Origin of the sequence: Fusicatenibacter faecihominis (genome assembly GCF_020686945.1) — a bacterium.
Taxonomy (GTDB): domain Bacteria; phylum Bacillota; class Clostridia; order Lachnospirales; family Lachnospiraceae; genus Limivivens; species Limivivens faecihominis.
The window spans coordinates 33,415-53,690 of record NZ_JAJEPR010000010.1 but is presented as its reverse complement, the minus strand read 5'-3'; the positions used below and the strand labels follow the sequence as shown (position 1 = coordinate 53,690).

General features: G+C 50.3%; 17 protein-coding genes. 5 read left to right on the top strand and 12 right to left on the bottom strand.

From position 1 onward, the window contains the following. The first annotated feature begins 227 nt into the window (after nucleotides 1-227). The 3 genes from LKD71_RS07800 (at nucleotide 228) to LKD71_RS18140 (ending at nucleotide 3,372) form a co-directional block, all read left to right on the top strand. On the top strand, nucleotides 228-1,388 hold the full coding sequence (locus tag LKD71_RS07800; protein WP_227614990.1) for a PqqD family protein: 1,161 nt from the start codon (nucleotides 228-230) through the stop codon (nucleotides 1,386-1,388). After that, complete coding sequence (locus tag LKD71_RS07795) at nucleotides 1,385-3,154, top strand: peptidase domain-containing ABC transporter (protein ID WP_227614989.1); 1,770 nt, start codon at nucleotides 1,385-1,387, stop codon at nucleotides 3,152-3,154. Before LKD71_RS07800 ends, LKD71_RS07795 begins: the two co-directional genes overlap by 4 nt. Nucleotides 3,155-3,249: 95 nt before the next feature. Continuing rightward, the gene (locus LKD71_RS18140) at nucleotides 3,250-3,372 is read left to right on the top strand and encodes a hypothetical protein (RefSeq protein WP_255632961.1); all 123 of its coding nucleotides are present in this window, start codon (nucleotides 3,250-3,252) and stop codon (nucleotides 3,370-3,372) included. A 41-nt stretch (nucleotides 3,373-3,413) separates the two neighbouring features. On the opposite strand, the gene LKD71_RS07790 is transcribed toward LKD71_RS18140, so the two are convergent. Next, entirely contained in the window at nucleotides 3,414-3,797 is a 384-nt protein-coding gene (locus LKD71_RS07790) for a hypothetical protein (protein ID WP_227614988.1), read from the bottom strand. A gap of 336 nt (nucleotides 3,798-4,133) precedes the next feature. Between LKD71_RS07790 and LKD71_RS07785 the strand changes: the two genes are divergently transcribed. Continuing rightward, nucleotides 4,134-4,559 carry a S24/S26 family peptidase gene (locus LKD71_RS07785; protein ID WP_227614987.1) on the top strand — a complete coding sequence of 142 codons (426 nt, stop codon included), beginning with the start codon at nucleotides 4,134-4,136 and terminating at the stop codon, nucleotides 4,557-4,559. On the opposite strand, the gene LKD71_RS07780 is transcribed toward LKD71_RS07785, so the two are convergent. Then, nucleotides 4,554-4,817, bottom strand: coding sequence for a PqqD family protein (locus LKD71_RS07780; protein ID WP_227614986.1), 264 nt, complete (start codon nucleotides 4,815-4,817; stop codon nucleotides 4,554-4,556). The genes LKD71_RS07785 and LKD71_RS07780 overlap by 6 nt on opposite strands. A gap of 71 nt (nucleotides 4,818-4,888) precedes the next feature. On the opposite strand from LKD71_RS07780, the gene LKD71_RS07775 reads away from it, so the two are divergent. Beyond that, entirely contained in the window at nucleotides 4,889-6,085 is a 1,197-nt protein-coding gene (locus LKD71_RS07775) for a nucleotidyltransferase domain-containing protein (protein WP_227614985.1), read from the top strand. 15 nt (nucleotides 6,086-6,100) lie between these two features. Here the strand turns inward: LKD71_RS07775 and LKD71_RS07770 are convergent, their stop codons facing one another. The 10 genes from LKD71_RS07770 to LKD71_RS07725 are packed head-to-tail and all read right to left on the bottom strand — an operon-like array spanning nucleotide 6,101 to nucleotide 20,199. Beyond that, entirely contained in the window at nucleotides 6,101-7,183 is a 1,083-nt protein-coding gene (locus LKD71_RS07770; protein WP_227614984.1) for a glycosyltransferase family 2 protein, read from the bottom strand. Between the two features lie 5 nt (nucleotides 7,184-7,188). Beyond that, nucleotides 7,189-8,733, bottom strand: a complete 1,545-nt coding sequence (locus tag LKD71_RS07765; RefSeq protein ID WP_227614983.1) for a lipopolysaccharide biosynthesis protein — start codon at nucleotides 8,731-8,733, stop codon at nucleotides 7,189-7,191. Nucleotides 8,734-8,781: 48 nt separating this feature from the next. After that, nucleotides 8,782-10,068, bottom strand: coding sequence for a DUF4832 domain-containing protein (locus LKD71_RS07760; RefSeq protein ID WP_227614982.1), 1,287 nt, complete (start codon nucleotides 10,066-10,068; stop codon nucleotides 8,782-8,784). A gap of 11 nt (nucleotides 10,069-10,079) precedes the next feature. Continuing rightward, nucleotides 10,080-11,276: a glycosyltransferase gene (locus LKD71_RS07755; protein WP_227614981.1), complete on the bottom strand. Its 1,197-nt coding sequence runs from the start codon at nucleotides 11,274-11,276 to the stop codon at nucleotides 10,080-10,082. Further along, on the bottom strand, nucleotides 11,273-12,739 hold the full coding sequence (pelG, locus tag LKD71_RS07750) for an exopolysaccharide Pel transporter PelG (protein WP_227614980.1): 1,467 nt from the start codon (nucleotides 12,737-12,739) through the stop codon (nucleotides 11,273-11,275). Before pelG ends, LKD71_RS07755 begins: the two co-directional genes overlap by 4 nt. 18 nt (nucleotides 12,740-12,757) lie before the next feature. Beyond that, nucleotides 12,758-14,224, bottom strand: a complete 1,467-nt coding sequence (gene pelF, locus LKD71_RS07745) for a GT4 family glycosyltransferase PelF (RefSeq protein WP_227614979.1) — start codon at nucleotides 14,222-14,224, stop codon at nucleotides 12,758-12,760. Nucleotides 14,225-14,248: 24 nt separating this feature from the next. Then, the gene (locus LKD71_RS07740; RefSeq protein ID WP_227614978.1) at nucleotides 14,249-16,078 is read right to left on the bottom strand and encodes a DUF2194 domain-containing protein; all 1,830 of its coding nucleotides are present in this window, start codon (nucleotides 16,076-16,078) and stop codon (nucleotides 14,249-14,251) included. Between the two features lie 13 nt (nucleotides 16,079-16,091). Further along, the gene (locus tag LKD71_RS07735; protein WP_227614977.1) at nucleotides 16,092-17,000 is read right to left on the bottom strand and encodes a hypothetical protein; all 909 of its coding nucleotides are present in this window, start codon (nucleotides 16,998-17,000) and stop codon (nucleotides 16,092-16,094) included. A gap of 8 nt (nucleotides 17,001-17,008) precedes the next feature. Beyond that, entirely contained in the window at nucleotides 17,009-19,174 is a 2,166-nt protein-coding gene (locus tag LKD71_RS07730) for an NAD-dependent epimerase/dehydratase family protein (protein ID WP_227614976.1), read from the bottom strand. Between the two features lie 17 nt (nucleotides 19,175-19,191). Next, nucleotides 19,192-20,199, bottom strand: a complete 1,008-nt coding sequence (locus tag LKD71_RS07725; RefSeq protein ID WP_227614975.1) for a stealth family protein — start codon at nucleotides 20,197-20,199, stop codon at nucleotides 19,192-19,194. Nucleotides 20,200-20,276 lie beyond the last annotated feature (77 nt).

Genomic DNA, 20,276 nt, shown 5'->3' with positions numbered 1-20,276 from the left:
CGGATCGGGTGCAATATTTTGCAGAATTGCTATAGGTCAAGAAGCCGTTCGTGCTTGCACGATAAGGCTTTTGAACTTGGAACCCGCCAAACATGAGGTGCAGAACATCCAGTGGATGTTCGTTTTGCACCGACCGAAGCGGAGCAATTCGTAAGCATCAGTTGGGGCAAAAGACCTTTTGACCCCAACATCCTTCTTATTAGCAATATAGAAAGGAATCCTTTACCATGCTGAAACATTCATCTGGATATACATTGAAAAAAGTGGGAAATTCCTGGTATCTTCTCCCCTTTGGTCAGCAGGTGGCCGACCAGCACAAAGCAGTGGTTCTGAATGAGACCGGCGCCTTCCTCTGGAATACGCTGGAGCACACCTCCGATCTCGAAGAACTGACCCACCATCTGGCCAGGTATTATGAAGTGCCGGAGAGCACCTGTCCGGAGCTTCGGGAGGATGTGCAGACCTTTTTCCGGCAGCTTCTCTCCTTTGGGATTCTCGAGGAAAACCTGGCTCCGAAGCGCCGGGACGATACGCTTAACCTGGAGATCGCGGGCCTGCTCCTGCGTCTGAACGGTCCGGCTTCCCTTTTTCCAAAAGAATTTTCTGCCTTTGCTTCCGAAAAAAGCGAACTTCCGGATCAGGAAATTGACCTTGTCACGCTGCCGCCCTCCCCGAAAGCAAACGGAACTGTTCTTCTTCGCAATCCGGAGCTCACGGTGATGGAGGCAGCGGACCGATATGTCTTTCTTTTCCCGACTATGAAGAACATCCGGGAGGCCTCCATGACGAAAGACGGCTCCTACGTCCGGATTTCCTGTGCTCCCACATCCACGGAAGAAAATCTGGCCAATCTTTTTCACGCAATCCGGCTGTTTTTCCTTTTTCTGGCTCAGAAAAGAGGCCGCTTTGCCCTTCACTCGGCTTCGCTTCTTTATCAGGGAAAGGCCTGGCTTTTCTCCGGCCACTCCGGCATGGGAAAATCCACCCACACCAACCTCTGGCACGAGCTTTTCCAGACGCCCCTTCTCAACGGCGATCTGAATCTCCTCGGGCAGAAGGACGGCCGCTTTCTCGTCTACGGCCTCCCCTGGTGCGGCACCTCCGAAATTTTCACCACAGAAACCCAGAAACTTGGCGGCATCGTTCTTCTGGGACGCGACCCGGAAAAAGACTTCATACAGGAGCTCTCCGCCGGGGAAAAAACAGTCCGCGTCATGCAGCGGCTGATCTCCCCCTGCTGGAGCGAGGAGCAGCTCTCCGAAAATCTGGCCTTTTCCGAGGCTCTGGCTGAAAACCTGCCGGTCCTTTCCTTCCTCTGCACGAAGAATCCTTCCGCAGCCTGCACCATGAAGGAAGAGATCGACCGCATCGGAGGACTTCTCCCATGAAAGACAAACTGCTCCTGATCCAAAAGCACTTAAAGCAGGGAACTCTCAGGAAAATGTGGGCACAGTCCAAATGGATTCTCCAGTACGGCCGACGCTACTGGAAATCCATGGTTCTCTATACGCTTCTCGGAATCGCGGGGTCCGGTGTCTCCCTGATTTCCAGCCTGATCTCCAAGGATCTGGTGGATATTATCACCGGCCATCAGACCGGAAAGCTTCTGGCTACTTTTGCCGCCATGATCGGCTTTTCCCTGGCGAACATTCTCGTGTCTCAGGCCTCCGGCTACGCCTCCACCTTCATCAATCTGAAGGTGGATTCCGAGATCAAAAATGACATTTTCGCGAAAATGCTCGTGACGGACTGGGAATCCCTCACAGCCTACCACACCGGCGATCTGGTGACTCGCTGGAGTTCCGACGCCTCCAATATTTCCAATGGAATTCTCAACTGGCTTCCCAATCTCATCATTTATACCTTCCGCTTTGTAAGTGCCCTGGCCGTGGTTCTGTATTACGACCCGACCTTCGCGCTTTTTGCCCTCTTAGGCATTCCCTTCAGCGCCCTGCTCTCCCGGCCGCTCCTTCGCCGGATGCGGAACAACAACCAGAAGAGCGCGGCCATGAATGCGAAAATGTACGGTTTCAACCAGGAGGCTTTCTCCAACATTCAGACCATCAAGGCCTTTGACCTGATCCGTTTTTACACCGATCGCCTGAAAAGTCTCCAGACGGAATACATCCGGATGCGGCTGGATTTCCAGAAAATGTCCATCCTCACCTCCGTCCTGATGTCCATCATCGGCTTCATCGTCTCCTACAGCTGCTACGGCTGGGGCATTTACCGCGTCTGGAGCAATGCCATCAGCTACGGAACCATGACCATGTTTCTCTCCCTCTCCGGCACGCTGACCAGCTCCGTGAACTCCCTGGCCAGCCTGATTCCCACGGCCATCTCCCTGACGATCTCCGCGGGTCGTCTCATGGATATCGTGGAAATGCCCCAGGAGGACTACAGTCAGGACAGCGCCGTGGAAAAGTTTGGAAAACAGCACCGGCAAGAGGGCATCGGCCTCATCATGAAGGATCTCGACTACACCTACCGCACCGGCACAAAAGTCTTTTCCGGCGCTTCGCTGGAAGCCTATCCTCATGAGATCGTTGCCCTCGTGGGGCCCTCCGGCGAGGGCAAAACCACGATGCTGCGGCTGATCCTCTCTCTTCTGAAACCTCAGAAAGGCTCCTTCCACATCTGTGCCGGCCGCAATGAAAAGGAACAGCTTGCTATGTCTCCTTCCACGAGAAAGCTTTTCTCCTATGTGCCCCAAGGAAATACCATGTTCTCCGGCACAATCGCAGAAAATCTCCGCAACGTCAAACCCGATGCCACAGATGAGGAAATCGTCGAAGCCCTGAAACTCGCCTGTGCCTGGGAGTTTGTGGAAAAGCTTCCTGACGGCATCGAGAGCGAGGTCAAAGAGCGGGGCGGAGGCTTCTCTGAAGGCCAGGCCCAGCGCCTCTCCATCGCCCGGGCGCTCCTTCGGAAATCCCCGATTCTTCTTCTGGACGAGGCCACCTCAGCTCTGGATGTCGTCACCGAGAGAAAAGTCCTGAAAAATATCATGCAGGACACCTACCCCAGAACCTGCATCGTTACGACCCACCGCCCCACCGTGCTGAATATCTGCAGCCGGGTTTATGCCATCCGCGATAAGCGGTGCGAGGTGCTGGATGAGGAAGCCATCACCCGTATGATGGAAGATTTTTAAAAAAGTTTTCACAGCGGAATGGCGGAACCCGCGGATACAAGCAGCAGTTTGCCTGTCTTGGCTGTCCTGCGAATACGTCAAATGGCTGCGGCCTGATGACCCACTATGAGGATTCCGGCCATGCCGGAAGCTATGATTTGGACAATGGCAACCGGATGCCCAGCTGGGAGAAAAAGGGTTATGGCCCAGACGATACTGTCAGCGACTGGAATATGTGAGAAAAAAAATACACCAGGCATTTTCATACCTGGTGCATTTTTTATGCTACAGAATAAGAATATCCGGTTATCTGAAGATCATCAATGCTGGTTCCATGATTCAGATGGATTCCAACCGTCAACGGATTGGAAACTGTATTAGCAAAGGTCAGCGTAGCTGTCTTTCCGGACCATGTTACCTGTACGGAACCATCCGTAGTTTCTACCTGATCTACTGTATCATTGAAATTGATCGTCAGGGTAATTGTACCAGTGATATCAGACCAGCTTACAGAAGCTAAACCCTTACCGCCGTTAGTTCCCCATCTGTCCCAGACGCCGTAATAGCTCACCGTTAAATTTCCCTGGCTGGCGCCGCTGGAAGCATAAACCCCCTCTGCCATTCCAGCATCTACAGATACAACCGGTTTTGTATATTCACGCATTTTATATACCTCATTTCTCTAGTACAGTGAGAATTAAGTATCTGCTATATTGACGCAGGATGATTTCTTCATATGCAAGGCGGAGGAATGAGCCGTAGTGGTGGCTACGTCGATTGACGACAACGCAACAGATGAAAAATCAGACAAGTCAATATGGCGGTTACTTAATATTCACTGTACTAGTATTTATGTCTTTTTCTATCATCTATCTTAAGCTCAATCCCCCCAAATGTCAAGTATTCATACTGTATAAACAATTGAATTTTTCATGTCTTTTCTTGTGTTTTTTTCAGCGGATGCTATAATGAATCCAAAACGACACAACGAGGATTTTTTATGTATAAAACAGATCTTGAAGCGCTTCTTCGGGATAGAAATATCATCCGGATCAAGCCCCAGGGGTACAGCATGTATCCCCTTTTCATCCCCGGCAGGGACGAGGCCCTGATTCAAGAGGTTCCTGTCTCCTCCCTCCGCCGGAATGACGTCATTCTCTACCGTCGGGATCAGAGCATCCTGGTTCTTCACCGGATTGCCAGGATCACGCCCGAGGGTCTGTTTCTCGTGGGCGACAATCAGTCAGAACTCGAAGGCCCTCTCCGGGAAGACCAGGTTCGCGGAAAGCTCATCGCCTTTGTGAGGAGAGGAAAAGAGACTCCCGTCTCCAATCCCCTTTACCGCCTGCTCTCCTTCCTCTGGCTTTGTATGCTTCCGGTCCGCCCTCTCTGCTTTAGACTCACAGCCTTTCTTCGGAAGCTATGAGAGCACACCCTTTTTCTCTAGCGTCTCCACAACGGCCTTCACATCCGGGAGGACTTCCGCCGCTTCGATTCCATATTCTCTTCCCACCAGTTCTGCCAGCTCCGGAATAGATGCGGCCTCCTCGGCGTGGAGATAGATAAAACCGGCCGTCTCACTCAAGGAGATCACTTCGTTGACCTCTTCCGCCCGTTTTCCTGTGGGAAGGAGTACATACTCCTCCTCCAGCTTCCGGATCACATAACCTTCTGTCTTTTTCATTCCTTCTTCCCCCTTTTTTCAGCTGCTTATCCGTGGTATACTCTTTCTATCTTTTATAATCAGGAGTCGCCATGCAGCCTTTATACGATCACTATCTACAGTTTATCCGAAGCAGTCTTAAAAACGATACTTCTTTTTCCGGCGCCATCCCGGAGGAAGAGCAGGCCTCCCTTGCCGCCCTCGCGGAAGAGCACCGGACCGTTCCCTTTGTCCTGCCGGGCTTTCGGAACACTTCCTTTTATCCCGCGATGCTCCAGAAGACGAAAAATATGATGCAGAATTACTATCAGATCGACGCCTTCACCCGGCACACAGTCTCCCTTCTTGAGGAAAACGGCATCCCCTGTATTCTTCTCAAGGGCATCAGCCTCGCCGCCTGCTATCCGGTGCCCGAGTACCGGAAACTCGGCGATCTCGACCTCTACATCAACGAGCCGAAAGCCCTCGAAAAAGCCCAAGTTCTCCTGGAAGCCCAGGGCTATAAGGAAGAAAAAGAACTCAGCGACCATCATGTCACCTACCGTTATACGTTTCCGAAGACCGGCCGCAGCTTCCTGCTGGAGCTCCATTACCGGGTGGTGGGCATGTATCAGTATGAGCCGGCCAACCAGACCGTGGATGAAGTCTATTCCCCCCTGAGGCTGAAACCGATCCGGCAGACCATCAATGGCTTCACCTACTCGGTCCTTCCGCCCACCGAATACGTTTTCTACATGATTCACCATATGCTGAAGCACTATCTCTACAGCGGCTTCGGCATCCGTCTCCTCTGCGATTTCGTCCTTTATCTGAAACGCTATGAAAAGGAGATCGATTTTTCCCGGATTCATCAGTGGTGCAAGGCTTCCCGGATCAGCCATCTCTATGAGATCATTCTTAAGACCTGCCGTCTTTACCTTGATCTTCCCGCATCCATCGATCCGGCGATAAATGCCTCCCCGGAAACTTCGGAAGCCTTTCTGATCCGGATTCTCGAGGATGGCGATATGGGCACCGACGTCTCCCAGGCCCTGGTCGGCAGTGGCTCCTACCGGAAGATCAATCTTCTGACCTATTTCAGGGAAGGCCATGTGCAGATGAAGGTCCGCTTTCCAAAGGCCGGCCACTGCCCCCTTCTCTGGCCTGCCCTCTGGCCCGCCACCTTTTTCTGCTTTCTCAAAAACACCTACACACTCCGGAACACGACTCTCCGGCAGACCCTTAAGGATTTCCGGAAGAGCAACCAGAAGACAACCCTCGTCCGGATCTTTGAAAACAGCGACTCTTAAATGGGCCGCTGTTTTTTATATTTCCCGAAGGCCGGTGTCCGACATCCGTTCATCTACCCTGTGATGAATGAGTTCCCGGGTTCCAAGGGCCAGGAGAAAATAAAAGCGAAACCGCATGCCCAGGGAATAGCCCCGGATCAGCACCTGCCAGAACTTCTGCTCCAGCTCGGAGACTCTTTTTTCTCCTGAGAGCCTTCGGAAGCAATCACCCCCGATCGCGTCCCGCCCGTAAATTTTCAGGATTTTCCGGATAGCCCGGAGGGAATGCCCGTGCTGCTCATACTCCTTCTTCGCGTCGAAAAAGGAGGCGAAAAATATCGTGTACTCCACGAGGCCGCCATAGACCGCCTCAGCCTCGCCCTTTTCTTCCAGCCACCCTTTCAGCCGCCGGGCGATCCCCAGCCAGCAGTCGCTGGAGTTTGGATTATACTGATAAGAAACTGAGGACTCATTTCGCCGGTAAACGTACCCGATCTCCTCGATAAACGCATATTTCGCCCTGCGAACATAACACTGCATATTGAAAAGCTTGTCCTCCGCGTAGGGAAAATCCTCAAACCGAAGACCATTTTCCTCCAGAAACGACCGGCGGTACAGCTTTCCCCAGACATAAGAGAGGGTTCCCACGGAGAAAAAGCCCCGGAAGCGAAATTCCTCCGAATCCCGGTGATAGACCGAGAAGGTCTGATGGGTCTCCGCCGGAAGAAAACGGCCTTTCCACAGTCTGGCATAATTGCTCACGACGATATCCGCGGATATTTTTTCGGCAATGTTCAGGTATCTTTGAAGCACCAAAGGGTCCGAAAGATAATCATCCGCATCCATGAAGAGCAGATACTCTCCGTCCGCCAAAGAGATCCCCTGATTTCTGGCGCTGCTGATGCCCTGACCCTCGTGATCCAGACGACTGATCCTTAAATCCCTTTTCAGGTACTCCTCAACGACCTCTTCCGTCTGGTCCCCGGACCTGCTCACCACAAGAATAGCTTCCCAGTTCCGGTAAGTCTGGGCAAGGAGGCTCTCCAACGCTTCCCCGAGATACTTCTCCGCATTATAGACAGGTATGACAATCGATACTTTCTTTTCCTGCTCTGCCACCCGTTTCACCTCCGAAAGCTCTTTCTCACCTTTTTGACAATTTTTTTCAAAAGCTCGGCCAATCTCTTCCATTTCTCCGTCTGATGGAAAATCAGCCAGAGCAGCAGGTTCGGTACCGTCACACAGACAAGGCCACGAAGGAAGAGCTGCGTGAAAATCCCTCCTCTGATCAGATGACAGATCCCTTCTGTGAGGCTCCAGGCGGCCGCCATCATCAAAATATAGGCTACATAGGTCTTAAAATACTCCTTCACCGGCCGGTGAAAGCGGTATTTATAGAGGATACAGGGCTCCACCCAGACGGAGGTGAGGACCGTACTGCAGAACGTACCGGCAAAAACGCCCCAGACGCCGAAATTTTTCACCAGAAGAATCGAAATGCTCAGGTTCAGGACAGCCTCCGACAGGGCCTTATAGCGATCATACCAGAAAAGTCCCATAGATTCCTTGAAAATCAACACCGCTTTTCTCATGCCATTGATGAAGAAATTGATGCAGAGGATCAGGACGATATTTCTCTGAAAAAGATACTGCTCCCCGAAAGCCAGCTCCACAAAGGGATTCAGAATCTCGAAAAGGCAGATTCCGGCAAAGCCATACATCCAGTAGCCCACAAAAAACAGCTGTTCAAAGACATCGCTGATCTTCTCTTTATCCTCCGTGACACCCAGGTTTCCCACGCTGGCCGCCACCCCCTGGAGGGCCTGATCCAGAACCTGACGCACGGAACCAATCAGCAGGTAATAGTTGGAATAGATACCGGCGCTTACCACGCCCACGAAGCTGGAAATCAGAAGGTTATCCGTATTGTTGACCACCACATTTCCGAGCTTGTGCATAAACATGGCCTTCACATTTTTCAGGATATCCTTCCGCTCCGCCTCGGGCAGCTTTTCCCTGCATTCTTCCTTCAGATAAGGAAACAGCCGATCCGCCGTTCCCGACATGCAGATATTTCCGGCGATAGTACAGACAACTCCGATGATCAGAAAGAGGATAAAGTTTCCCGTCAGAAGAAGGATCACAATCTGGCACACATCCTGCAGAACCAGAAAGCCATTGTGGTACAGCACCGTGATATAGTTCATCTGATGAGCGTCCACCAGGGTCTTTTTGTAAATCAGAAGATAGGAGGCCACCGATTTGAAAAGATAGAGAAGATAGATCAGGGTCAGGTGGTCCACATCCGGCCGCTCCTTCATCAGGACACCCAAAAATGGCAGAAGCGCCAGCCCCACCAGCAGCACCACGCCAGCCGTCGCCCGGTAAAAGGTCCGGAACATCCGCATCAGGATCTGCTGCTTTTTGATATCCTTCTTCGCAATGGGGCCGTAGAGGGCATAGGTAATCGCCGTTCCGACACCCAGCTCCGAGAGGGATAAAATATTCAGGATATCATTAAACAGGCCGTTGATTCCCACATATCCTTCGCTGAGCATCCGGGTAAAGATCACCCTTGTAAAAAAGCCCATGAGGATCGCTGCGGCCTGGGCGGCAAAAGCCACCGTTGTATTCATAACGGAATATTCTGTTCTGGATTTCTTTTTCACCTTCCATGATCCTTTCTTCTTAAGTATCGTCTTTCATTTTCCTGAATTTCAGTTTTCAGAAATATGCAGGCTTCCGAGAAAGAAACGGTCTCCGCTTCCTTCATTCGCGAAACGGATCGGCGCTCCGTCTTTTTTCCTCCGAAGCTTCAGATAAAGCTCTGCCATTTCCGGCTCAAGTCGGACTTCCAGGCTCCGCTTCTCCCCTCCGGCCCAGGTGCCGAAATCCATCTCTATCGGAAGCTCTTCTGTCTTCTCACCGGATTTCAATAGCAGAAAAAGCTCTGCCTCCTGAAAAAGCCCTCCAAACCCAGAGTTTTCGATTTCAAGGCAAAGCTGGCGCTTTCGACTTCCGAAGCTTTTTATAAGCTCCGCCTTCCGAAGGACAAAGCGGTACCCCAGATGAAGCCCCACAGCGCCCAGGAGGCCTTCCTTTTCCCAGCGATCCAATAGCTTCCGGTCGTAGGCCCGATTGAGATAGGTAAGCCGAAGCGTTCTGAGCTCTGCCATGACCTTTTCCCCATCACAGTCCCAGCCTTCAGAAAGCCCTGCGCTCTCCGGCGAGACCGCCTCTCCGCCAATGGGAAGCCTTTTTCCCAGAGTCTCCAGAAAAGAGAGCTCCTCCTCCCGAATCCAGGGTGCTTTCCAGCCTGCGGCCTCCCTCGTCATGGTCCCGAAGGTTCCAAGATGGCTCTTCGACGCAAAAATTCCATCGTCAAAAAGCCCCAGCCGCGGAAAGTTTCCCTTCTGAAACTCCTCCTCCGAAACCAACAAGCGCCACTGGGCCGGGGTCCGGACGGCTCCGTAAATCGTCTCACCTAAACCGGGCCGCAGCCGCTCCCACATCTTTTTCAGACAGTCCTCCGAAAGATAGGAGGAATCATGCAGTTCTCCCCAGCTTCCCACGAGAAAGCCCTGGAAAATGAAGACCGAATACGGATTTTCTTTCAGGAGAGCCCCCAGCTGGCCCAGATGCTCCAGCACCAGCTCAAAGGAGGCCGGCTCCCGCTCTCTTCCTTTTCCCTCCTGGTCATAAACCGGACGAAAGATCACATCCCGCTGGTTTTGCTCAAAAAAGGCGAGGATTTTCCGGATGTTTTCAAGAGTGGCTAAATCCAATGGCCGCTCCCGGAAGCCTCCGACATCCACCAGCACGAGGGACAGGGTCTCGCCCTCGCGAAGGCTCCATTTCAGCTCCTCCGGGGCGATCCTTTCCTCCGCTCGGAATGTGTAAACGCCGTACCAGCCCCTCGCCGGATTGCTGATATACACGCTGTTCTCAGCGGCAAAAGCCTGCTCAAATTCCCATGTTTTTCTTCTGATACCTTTCCAGATCATCCTGTCACCCACTAAAAATCAAACGGTTTCAACACATCTTTGTCTTCCAGGAAGCTTTTTTCCGCTGCCTTTTTGCCCAGTTTCCTGCACTTTTCTTCATCCTTTAACAGGGCTTCCACCGTATCGCAGATCTCCTTCGCGTCCAGACGGCACATCATTCCGTCCACGCCAGGCTCCACCTGCTCCCGGTTTCCGCTGCAGTCGGACACGACGAGGGTACAGCCCAGGGTCTGGGCCTCCTGAATCGCGATGCTTTTTCCCTCAAACCGGCTTGCATGGACATAGAGATCACACTCCTTATAATAAGGAAACGGATTTTCCCTGGCTCCCATCAGGATAAAATCATCCTTCAGGCCCAGCTTATTGATCTTAAACTGCAGTTTTTCCCGAAGCTCGCCCTCGCCAAGGACATACCATCTGGCTTTCACTCCATGATCCTTTAAAAGCTTCATGGCATCAATCGAAAATTCATAGGCCTTCTGTGCCGTCAGTCTTCCCACAGTGAGAATCCGCTTTCCATCATAGGAATCCTCAAAGCCTCCCGGCAGCTCCGCCTTTCTCCGGATCTCCTCCTGGTTGATCAGGTTGTGGAAGACATAGGTCCGGCCGATGCACTCCGGATATACGTTGAGGAAGCTCTGCTTCACCTCATCGGAGACGGTAAAGATCCGGTCAAACTCCCGATAGCAGTCTTTATCCAGGCTCCGGCTGTATCCCGCCCGCTCATAATCCACATGAATGAAGGCCGCCTTTTTCTCCGCATCCACATAGTCATGGACGAAATAAGTCGAACCGCCCTCCAGATAAGCCACAGCCAGATCAAAATGCTTCAGGATCGGCTGACCGCTGTCCGACATGACTCTCCATAAAAGCTTGTCCGGCCAGATCTTGCCCTTTTTCAGCATTTTTCCAAGATTTCTTACCAGATAAGGGCTGTCGCGGAAGATCGCTTTCCGAATAAAAATTCGTTTCAGCAGCCGCTTATTCAGCAGCACTTTTCCTCTTCTTGAGAGAACCGAACCGTCGGAATATTCACGATTCAGAATCCTGACATAGGCCGGTACCTGATGGATCAGTTCTCCCTGTCCCAGAAGGATATACAGAGATACCTCATATTTTTCCGGTGTAAATCTCGTCAGAAGCTCCAGCAGCGCCCGTTCCGCGCCGGCCCCTCCCAGCGTATTGATCACAAACAGTATTTTTTTCATTTCTCATATGCCCCTTGCTTTTCTTCATATCTGTCGAACACCTTCGGCGACGGACATTTTCCTTTTTTCGTCTTCAAAAGATGCCCGTTACAGAAGATATGAATATCCAGATGCTTTTCCATCCACTGAATCCGATGGAAAGCAACGGTAAAACCGATAAAGCTGCCGGCCACAAGACCGAGACCGTACCAGATCTCAGAAAAATGGGTGGAAATCACGCTTCCGATCAGCGTGCCGGCGCAGAAAGACAGGGCCGTCAGCACCGAGCCTTTCAGATCGTTAAAATAATAAAGAAAAATAATCTCCGCATACATCAGAAACAGGATAAAATACCCCGCCGCCAGACAGGGATAAATCCTCATGGTCATACCTCCAAAGCCCAGCCGGGGAAGTAAAATCATACACAGCAGAAAAATCACCAGAGTAATGATGAACTGGATTCTCGCCAGGCTCATAAGCTCCTCGGCCAGCAGACGGAACATACGCTTCTTCGTGATCTCGATATCGCTTCCCCGGCCTCCGGTCACAGCCTCCGAGTAAGCCTTGTAGCGGTCGTGAAAATGCATCTCCACACGGCTGATGAAGATCACGCTGGCTGAAATATTCGTAAACATCGCCAGGCAGGTAGCCATATCGTAGGTCTGCACGCAGACGAAGCTTTTTGCCACAACCATGTGAAGATCCGTGGTCCAGAACACAAAATTATGTATATAAAGCCCCAGCGTGTATAGAAAATTCGTCACCACCAGCGGCCAGTATTCCCGGAAATACTGCAGCACCCTCCGGTACCTTCCGCTGTTTTCCCGGAAATAGCTGCGGATCATGGAAAATTCCAGGCAGGCGATGAGCCAGAAGCCAATCGTCAGAGCCAGAAGCATACTATAAGTGATGCTCCAGTGAAGCCCTTTCACAAAAAGAAAGCCCAGCATAACTGTAACAATCATGCTCAGAAGGAAGCAAAAGGAAATTTTCTTATAATCCTTACAGATCGAGAGATAGAGCATCGAATAAAAGGCCAGCACCAGCGCCATGAATCCACAGTAACCCGTGAAAACATAAATGATATCCACCTTTCCCACCAGAGATTCGTGAATACAGAAGGGAATCCCCACCATGGCACTGAACACGATATTCAGAAACAGCCCCACATAATAACATGGAAGAATATCCTCATACCGTTCCTCATAGATCACATCCGACATGTATCTTGAGAGCACCGAGTTGAATGGCGAGGCCGTCAGCAGAGCGAAAATGAAGATATAGAGCACCGTACAGGAAAAAAGTTCCCTTGTAGTATAATCCACAGACGAGAAATCCAGAAAATATTCCATGAAGGTGAGAGCCCCGATCACCGCCAGCATCGGCTCAATGGTCACAACCGTGCTGTAACCGATGCCGATGAGATCTGTCGTCAGCGTATTCTTTCCATAGATGTTGTTCAGTTTTACACCGATACCTGCCATATCCGTCTCCTCTCCTTTCTATCGTCTGAGTCCAAAAGGCTCCTCCGTCCAGGTAAGCTTCTGCTTGTCCGAGAGTTCCTTATATATTTCCCGGTAAACATCTTTCATCTGTTCGATCCGGTAAAAAGCGTTTACCCTTTTATAGCCGGCTTCTCCCATCCGCTCTCGCTCCTCCTGATCCTCCGTCATCGTGATCATGGCCTGGGCGATCTCCTCGATGTTCATGATATGGGTCAGGATTCCGGCGGAGCCAAAGCCGTCGTCATTTCCGTAAATCAGTTCCCGGCAGTTTCCTACGTCTGTGGCGATGACCGGCTTATGAGCCGCATAGCTTTCGAGAATCGTGAGGGGCTGGCCCTCGCTGATGCTGGTCAGCAGCGTAAAATCCATTTTTCCAAGGTAATCTTTCACATTTACCCGGCCGGTGAACTCCACATCTTCCACACCAAGGGCTTTCACCAGATCAAAACATTCCTGGGCGTAGGTCTCGTCCTCGTCCGTCGGTCCCATGATCCAGAGCTTCAGCTTCGGAACACTCTTCTTTGCAAAGGCAAAGGCCTGAATCATCGTCTTGACATCCTTGATCGGCGTCACGCGGAGGACAGCTCCGGCGTTGATATACGCCTCTTCTTCTTCACTTTTTCCCGGGATTCCCTCAAAGGTATCCGCCTTGATGCCGTTTGGCGTCACCCGGATCTTCTCCTCCGGACAGCCAAGCTCGATCTGTAAGGCTTTCGCCCGGTCGTAAAGACAGGTCACGATATCCGCCTTCTCATAGGCAAGGAGCGACATTTTCTTAAACTGCTCGATCCAGATATTTTTGTAGATGCCTTTTACCCACTCAGCTTTGATAAGCTCCTCCTCTCGTTCCCGGGTGTAAATTCCATGCTCGGAGATCAGAAGCGAGCTCCCGTGAAAATGCTTCGCCATACTTCCGAGGACGCCCGCATAGCCCGTCGCCACGCAATGGTAGAAATCAGCCTTCGGCACCTCCATCTTCATGATCCGAAAAAGCGGAAGATAAATGGAACGCATGGTCCAGAGAAAATCAGAAAACACAATGTTCGGATATTTCCGGTTGTAACATTCCCGAACGATCTGGAAAAAATCCGGCCCCATGAGGAGCCTGTCCACGGACAGCCGGTTCTTATGGAAGAGGTCAAAAATCACGCCCCAGTCCGTTTTCCGGTTCATGACAATATCCATGAGCCCCGCATACTCCTTTTTTGTAAGATGCATGTTTCTCTGGAAGCGCTCTGTCTTTTTTCCCTCCACCCACTCAAAATCATCGAGATAAATCTCATAAACCTGGGTCAGATTTTCCGGAAGCCCATATACGAATTTGCCGCGAAAGGAGCGGTCTGCCACAATCGTCAGCAAAATAAATTCCACATTTGGAAAGGACTGGATCATGCTGTTGATCCAGCCGGAAACGCCGCCCACCACATATGGGTAGCAGCCCTCCGCCACAATACAAACCTTCATCTTTCGCCTCTTTTCCAGCCTCTGCTAGTTTTTTCCGCTATAATCAGAAAGATCCGGAGCCTCCACCTGAATCTTTACGGTCGTATCTTCTGCATAGATAAGATATGCATTCTCTTCGATTCTTTCAAATCTTCCGCCCTCGATCTCCTCAGCCTCTTCCCCGTGAGTCCGAAGGATGAAAGAACTTTCCGCTTCCGAGGTCTCCAGCGTAATCTCGTCGTCCTCCCTGGAATATTTGTAATCCAGTTTCAGAAAGGTCCGCACTCTGGCGTCACTCTGGGAAAGGGTCGTATTGGAAAAGCAGGAAAAGTTCTTCCAGTAGGTGAGAAGGTTGCTGGCAAACTGCTTCTGCATGATCTCCCAGCGGTCCGTCTCCCGCTCCGGCCAGTAGATCGCCTGCATATTCAGCATGACATTCGTATAGCCCAGGGCGCTCTCAATGCTTTTCATCCGGATATCTCCGCGGTAAGTATAATTCATACCATCGCTCGTTGCACACTGTAAAGTAATGGAATCTGTTCCATAGGAAACCACCGGATAGTCTTCCGTGTAGCCGCAGGTCACTGTGCTGACATTCTTAAGGAGACTGCTGTCCGTCAGCTCCCAGACCTCATTAAGCTCCGCCTGGTCCGCAAAGGCCGCGCCGTAGACATAGCTGCTGCCCGTCGATTTCAAAAAATCTGCGTCCCGCTCAAGCTTGTCCGCAAGGGAGTCGGCTGCCTTATACTGAAGGGAAAGACCAGCCTCCGCCTCCTGCTCCTTCATCTGCTTTAAATAAAACTCCATGTTGCTTCCATTTGGCTCTATCCCATCCAGATAGTCCTCCTGGGGTTCCACAAAACAGGTCATTTTCATCCCGCTCTGTTCCGTGATAGAGATCAGCGACGGCCACATGATATCCCGGACCATTCCTGTCGTCCGCTGGCTGTAAAGTCTCTGAATCTCCCCGCTGTTCTCATCCGCGAAAACCGGAAAATCCACCATAGAAAGATTCTGGGCGTTTACGATCGGGTAGATCGTGTAGTCGGAGGCTTCCGCCAGCATTCCATCCAGAAGCCCCAAGGCGCTGCTGTCCTTCAGATAATCCCCGACCACGGCAAAGACACTGCCGTTATCCATTCCGTTTCGCCAGATCAGCGTGGGCAGGTCCTCATTTTTCACATTTGCCTCGCTCTCCTCCGGCAAAAGGCCCACCATGTAGGTCTTGGTTCCGCTTCCCACCTGATACCATGGAACAGTGAGTTCCAGATCCTGGCGCTTTCTCTCATCTTCTTTTTCCGGTGTCTCGTAGACGCTCTCGCCTCCCAGAAGCAGTCCCGCAAAAAGCCTTACCCCGTTAAGCTCCGTCGTCTCGGAAACGATCGAGCGAATCCCCAGGAATTTCCGTAAGCTCTCGTTCTCCGCCAGAACCTTCGGATCTTCCAGGCAGCCAAAGACAAGGATGACACCCTGTTTTACCAGTTTCCTGAGTTTCACCAGATTTTCACCCAGTGCATAGGTCTCCGATTCCAGAATCAGCATCTGCGGGAGCGTTTCCTCCCCTTCTTCAAATGCCGCGAGGGAATCATAGGAACTGACGGGCTGTTTGATATAGGTTCCCCATCTCGTGACCGCCGTTCCCATGCTTCCGGAAGCATTCCCTATGAAAATAATGTTCTTTTTTTCTCCAAAACATTCAGAAGTCCGGCTCGTCTCCTGGCTCCAGGCCTCTTCCCCGTCCGAAACCCGCTGGGAAAGATTTGCGTTTGTATCATAGGTGTTCTGCCGGTCTCTTAAGACCATGGAAAACTGAAAGAGCACGAGGAGAACGAGCATCATAATCGTTATGCTGAAAAAATTTCGTCTTGAAACCATTTTTCATCCTTTATCACATGAAGGTCCGGATCAGCTCCAGAGTTTCGCTGTCAATCGTGATATCCGAGGCCCGCAGCCTTTTCATCACATCAAAAAACTTCTCTTTATCCCCGCAGGAGAAAAAGAGCTTCAGTTCACTGGTATAGCTGGACAGAGCAGCCGGATACTGCTCCATAGACCGAACACACCATTTTTCACAAGTCTTATAGTCCTGAATATCCAGAAGACACTGGCACATTTTTTCATAAAGCACACTGCTGATCTTCCTGCGATCCAGTGTCCAGGCTTTTTCCAACACCTCATCCATTCTGGCAATCATGGCATGCTGCTCCATATTTGTCAGAACTTTCTGCACAATAATTGGGAGCATATACTCCACCAGGGAGATACAATTTTCTGCCTGTTCCTCATCCTCCACCTGACTCCGGACATATTTTTCCTGTACCTGACTGCGGAAATCACTGAGCACATCCTGAAGAACCGATGCCGCATAATGGGCGGTCTCCGAGTCCTCACTGTTCAGAGCCAGAGCAAGGGAGGCCAGCGAATTCCTGTAGTCTCCCCGGATTACATTCATAATAAATGTACGAAGGCTCTTTTTATCGGCAATTTCCAGGGCATCCTCGATGGAGATCATATTCTTCTCCACCTCTTCATCCGGCCTGATGAAAGCCCTGGTTTTTTCCTTGCCAAAAACCACATCCGAAAGATCCATGTTCTGGGACATCACAAGCTTATAAAACAAGTAGGAGAGAAAAACAAAGGCCGGCCCCACCAGCGGACAAAGAAGCATAACTGCAGCCTTCATCCAGGTACTCAAAACTTTTTCTTTTTTTCTCAGATGATTCCAGATCAGATAAACCAGAACCATAACGATATTTATAACAAGGATTAAAATAAACAGTTTCATTCTCTGTGACATTGCTGTTTTTACTCCACAATTTCTGTCTGGTAGCCATTTTCCTTAAAACGTGCCTGTACAGGAACAGCACTTTCTTTTGTCGTGTTTGCCAGAAGAACATAAAGCCCTCCGTCTGTCATGATGCCCATATAGTCGCTGCCTCGGAGACGCTTCGTCATGGCTGCGTCCACATCCCGGTAGTTTTCCGCCGGTACCTCGATGTGAAGAAGAATACATTCCACGAGATTCCGCTCCTCTGCACTTTTATAAGCCTGTACCAGGGAAACAAAGGCTTCCTTCTCCAGAATTCTGGAATCCTGGCTGTATCGCTTTTCTTCCAGTGCCTGCATGTATCTTTGGGAACTGAGCACCGCATTCTGAATCAAATAGCTGACTACGGTAAGGAAGTTGGCCTGCCCCAGAGTCATTTTTTCCCAGCTTAAGCCCCACAACATAATAATCATCTGTATGGAACCCTCCTGATAAATGGCCCGGGCCATCAGCGGATACCTTTCATCCATGGTTTTATTGATATAAACCTTTTCTTCCGCCAGCTCTTCATAAATTTCTGTCATCTCCCGATAGCGGATAGAATTTCCCAGACTCCGGGCTTTTGGGGAGGCTGCAGAAAAGATCCGGGCATAATCCCCGTTCACCACGTTATAGAGCGCCACATCCCGTGTTCCCATCAGCTCCGTCAGAATCTCGACGGCGTAGAACATAACTTCATCCGGCATTCGCTGATCCAGCGCTTTCGTGATGCTGTAGATCTTGCCGATACCATCCCTCTGATCGATGAGCTGCTGCTCCATGACCTTTTTCACGCGGATGTTGCTCTCATTGATATCCCGGATATCCGTGATCTGCCTCGATAAGTGGTCTTCAAGCTCCTGGCTCTCCATCCGCATCGTACGGATCTGATCTCTCATGTAACCGACAACCAGTCCCAGAATAAAGAGCTGGGCAATCCACACATAGGTATTGTAATCCATCAGCACTTCAAAACCGCTTCTGGTATACATCTGCCGGAACAAATAACCTGCCACCGCACACATGGCAGAAAAAGTTGCCTGCTGCTGCCCATATACAATGGCAAAGAGCAGCACATATAAAAGGAAGGGATCCAGATTGGCAAAATATTCACTTCCCACTGTACGGTTGTTGAGCATGAAAAACGGAATAAAGCAGGCCAGATTTTCCATAAAAGGAAAAAGCACATGAAGCAGCCATTTCCATTTTTCCCAGAGCCTCTTCCACCAGGGCTTCTTCAGCTCGTCATCCTTCAGGAAAACGCCCTTATGCCGCTGCATGTAAGAAACGATATCCTTCACAGCCTTTTTCCAGTCACAGAAAGCGTGTACACCGTATTCCCTCTCAAAACGGCTGCCGGAAAGCACACAGCGCCCATCTCCTCCCGGAACTGTTATGATATTGGCCTCACTCTTCATTTCATCCTGAATCATGGCTGCCAGTTCCAGTTCGCTGACCACATCACTGGAAGAAAGATGATAGAGAAAATGCTCGTGTTTTTTCCGTTTTACCACCTGATAAATATATTCCACTGCATCTTTCTCATACAGCATGGAAAACTCATGATCCGTACCCGCCTTGATATAGCCGTCCCGGAGACACTCCAGACACATTCTGTCCACAATATGATTTAAATCTTTCTTCCCTTTAGGAATCCCATAAAAATGATCCAGCCTTAAGACTATCAGATCCATTCCCCGGTTTTCCGAGAAATTCCTGCACATTTCTTCTGCCTGGGAGAGACACTCTGCCTTCAGTCCGGAACCGGAAAACTTCTCATCTTCTTCGATATCATGCGCGTAATTTCCGCTGTACACTTCGTCCGAGGAGAGAAAAATCAATTTTGTTTTCTTGAACCTGGAATGTGCCACCAGAATATTTACGAGATGAGAGACAAAACGGACATTTTCCCTCTCCTCCCCATTCCAGTAGTAGTTGGTGTCAAAGGCTCCCATCAAAATGGTCACATCCGGGTTGACGCTCTCCAGAATCTCATTCAGATTCTCGCTGTCGTATGGAAACTCATATTTTTCAAATACTTTTTCATATTTATTATGCTTATATTTGTCACCAGTCAGTATAAACACCCGATGCCCCTCTTTGCGGAGCTTCAGAATCATACTGTCGATCAGGCTGCTGGAGCCTCCTGTCAGCAGGATATTCATTGATATTCCCCTTTTTGTTACTTTTCAAATGAAGATTTTTTCCCAAGCCGAAATTCCAGAGCCTCATTCAGCTCCCGTTTCGCTTTTTCAAAGTCGATTGCGTGATTGCTGTCGTTGATACAGACGATCGGACTTTTCTGCTTCCGGATCGTCTCTGTCAGCGCACGGTTATCATTTCCAATATCATAGTAGCTGCAGAGCCTCTGCACATTCTTCGGGACAAAATTCCCGCTGAGCTTCTGGTATTCCCGAAGCACATACTGATTCACATCGCCCTTGTGGCGGAAGGGATGGCCACAGACCTCTATAAGGCGCTCTCCTTCCAGCTCCCACAGCTTCTCATAGGTGCTTTTTTTCAGAGGCGAAGGCCCATGGACTGTGTAAAAGCCCGTAAATCTTGAAAAAGCCGTCTCCATCAGATTATAGAAAAAATATTTCGGAGGATAACCGACATGAAAATAGGCCCCCGGCTGCGCTTTCATATTCTCATATTTCTTAAAGTATTTTGCCAGGAGCATTGCATTATTCAGGTAAATATAAGGCATCACTTCATTATCCGTATTTGCCACATCCGGCTGCAGGGCCAGCATATCCACGGGCTTTTCCCCGATGAAAAAATTCTCCGGGTGGATCTGGTTCAACAGAAACATGTCATCATTGAAATAGACAAACCGCTCGGAAAGTCCCAGAATCCGGTGAAAATTCCATTCGATGGTATGGGAATTAAAGGTAGGCAGAAATTCAGAAGGGATGAAATCTTCGTGCTTTACAATATGAAGCTTCGGATGCTCCGTATTCAGCCATTTGGGGAAATGCCCCCAGGTGACAAAATGAATTTTCCGTACCCAGGGTGCAAACTGTTCCACACCGCGAAACCAGTACTGTAAATTATCCCAGTCCCGGTAGCGCTCGTTTCTGTCATCCGCTTCCGCCGTGACCTCAGGAACATGTTCCGTTTTTCTCTTTTCCTTCTGCCAGGCAGGATCATTCCCGTCCACCCAGGCTATCACAAAATCCATTTCCATGTCTGTTCCCCTTATACCTTTTTTCTGTGAGTTAGTATATCACAAGTTTGTGAAAAATGTTTATACAATAAGCAGAA

Bases quoted from the DNA above. Each gene is read 5' to 3' on its own strand.
- LKD71_RS07800 (WP_227614990.1), top strand. From the start codon at position 228: ATGCTGAAACATTCATCTGGATATACATTGAAAAAAGTGGGAAATTCC.
- LKD71_RS07795 (WP_227614989.1), top strand. From the start codon at position 1,385: ATGAAAGACAAACTGCTCCTGATCCAAAAGCACTTAAAGCAGGGAACT.
- LKD71_RS18140 (WP_255632961.1), top strand. From the start codon at position 3,250: ATGACCCACTATGAGGATTCCGGCCATGCCGGAAGCTATGATTTGGAC.
- LKD71_RS07790 (WP_227614988.1), bottom strand. From the start codon at position 3,797: ATGCGTGAATATACAAAACCGGTTGTATCTGTAGATGCTGGAATGGCA.
- LKD71_RS07785 (WP_227614987.1), top strand. From the start codon at position 4,134: ATGTATAAAACAGATCTTGAAGCGCTTCTTCGGGATAGAAATATCATC.
- LKD71_RS07780 (WP_227614986.1), bottom strand. From the start codon at position 4,817: ATGAAAAAGACAGAAGGTTATGTGATCCGGAAGCTGGAGGAGGAGTAT.
- LKD71_RS07775 (WP_227614985.1), top strand. From the start codon at position 4,889: ATGCAGCCTTTATACGATCACTATCTACAGTTTATCCGAAGCAGTCTT.
- LKD71_RS07760 (WP_227614982.1), bottom strand. From the start codon at position 10,068: ATGATCTGGAAAGGTATCAGAAGAAAAACATGGGAATTTGAGCAGGCT.
- LKD71_RS07755 (WP_227614981.1), bottom strand. From the start codon at position 11,276: ATGAAAAAAATACTGTTTGTGATCAATACGCTGGGAGGGGCCGGCGCG.
- pelG (WP_227614980.1), bottom strand. From the start codon at position 12,739: ATGGCAGGTATCGGTGTAAAACTGAACAACATCTATGGAAAGAATACG.
- pelF (WP_227614979.1), bottom strand. From the start codon at position 14,224: ATGAAGGTTTGTATTGTGGCGGAGGGCTGCTACCCATATGTGGTGGGC.
- LKD71_RS07740 (WP_227614978.1), bottom strand. From the start codon at position 16,078: ATGGTTTCAAGACGAAATTTTTTCAGCATAACGATTATGATGCTCGTT.
- LKD71_RS07735 (WP_227614977.1), bottom strand. From the start codon at position 17,000: ATGTCACAGAGAATGAAACTGTTTATTTTAATCCTTGTTATAAATATC.
- LKD71_RS07730 (WP_227614976.1), bottom strand. From the start codon at position 19,174: ATGAATATCCTGCTGACAGGAGGCTCCAGCAGCCTGATCGACAGTATG.
- LKD71_RS07725 (WP_227614975.1), bottom strand. From the start codon at position 20,199: ATGGAAATGGATTTTGTGATAGCCTGGGTGGACGGGAATGATCCTGCC.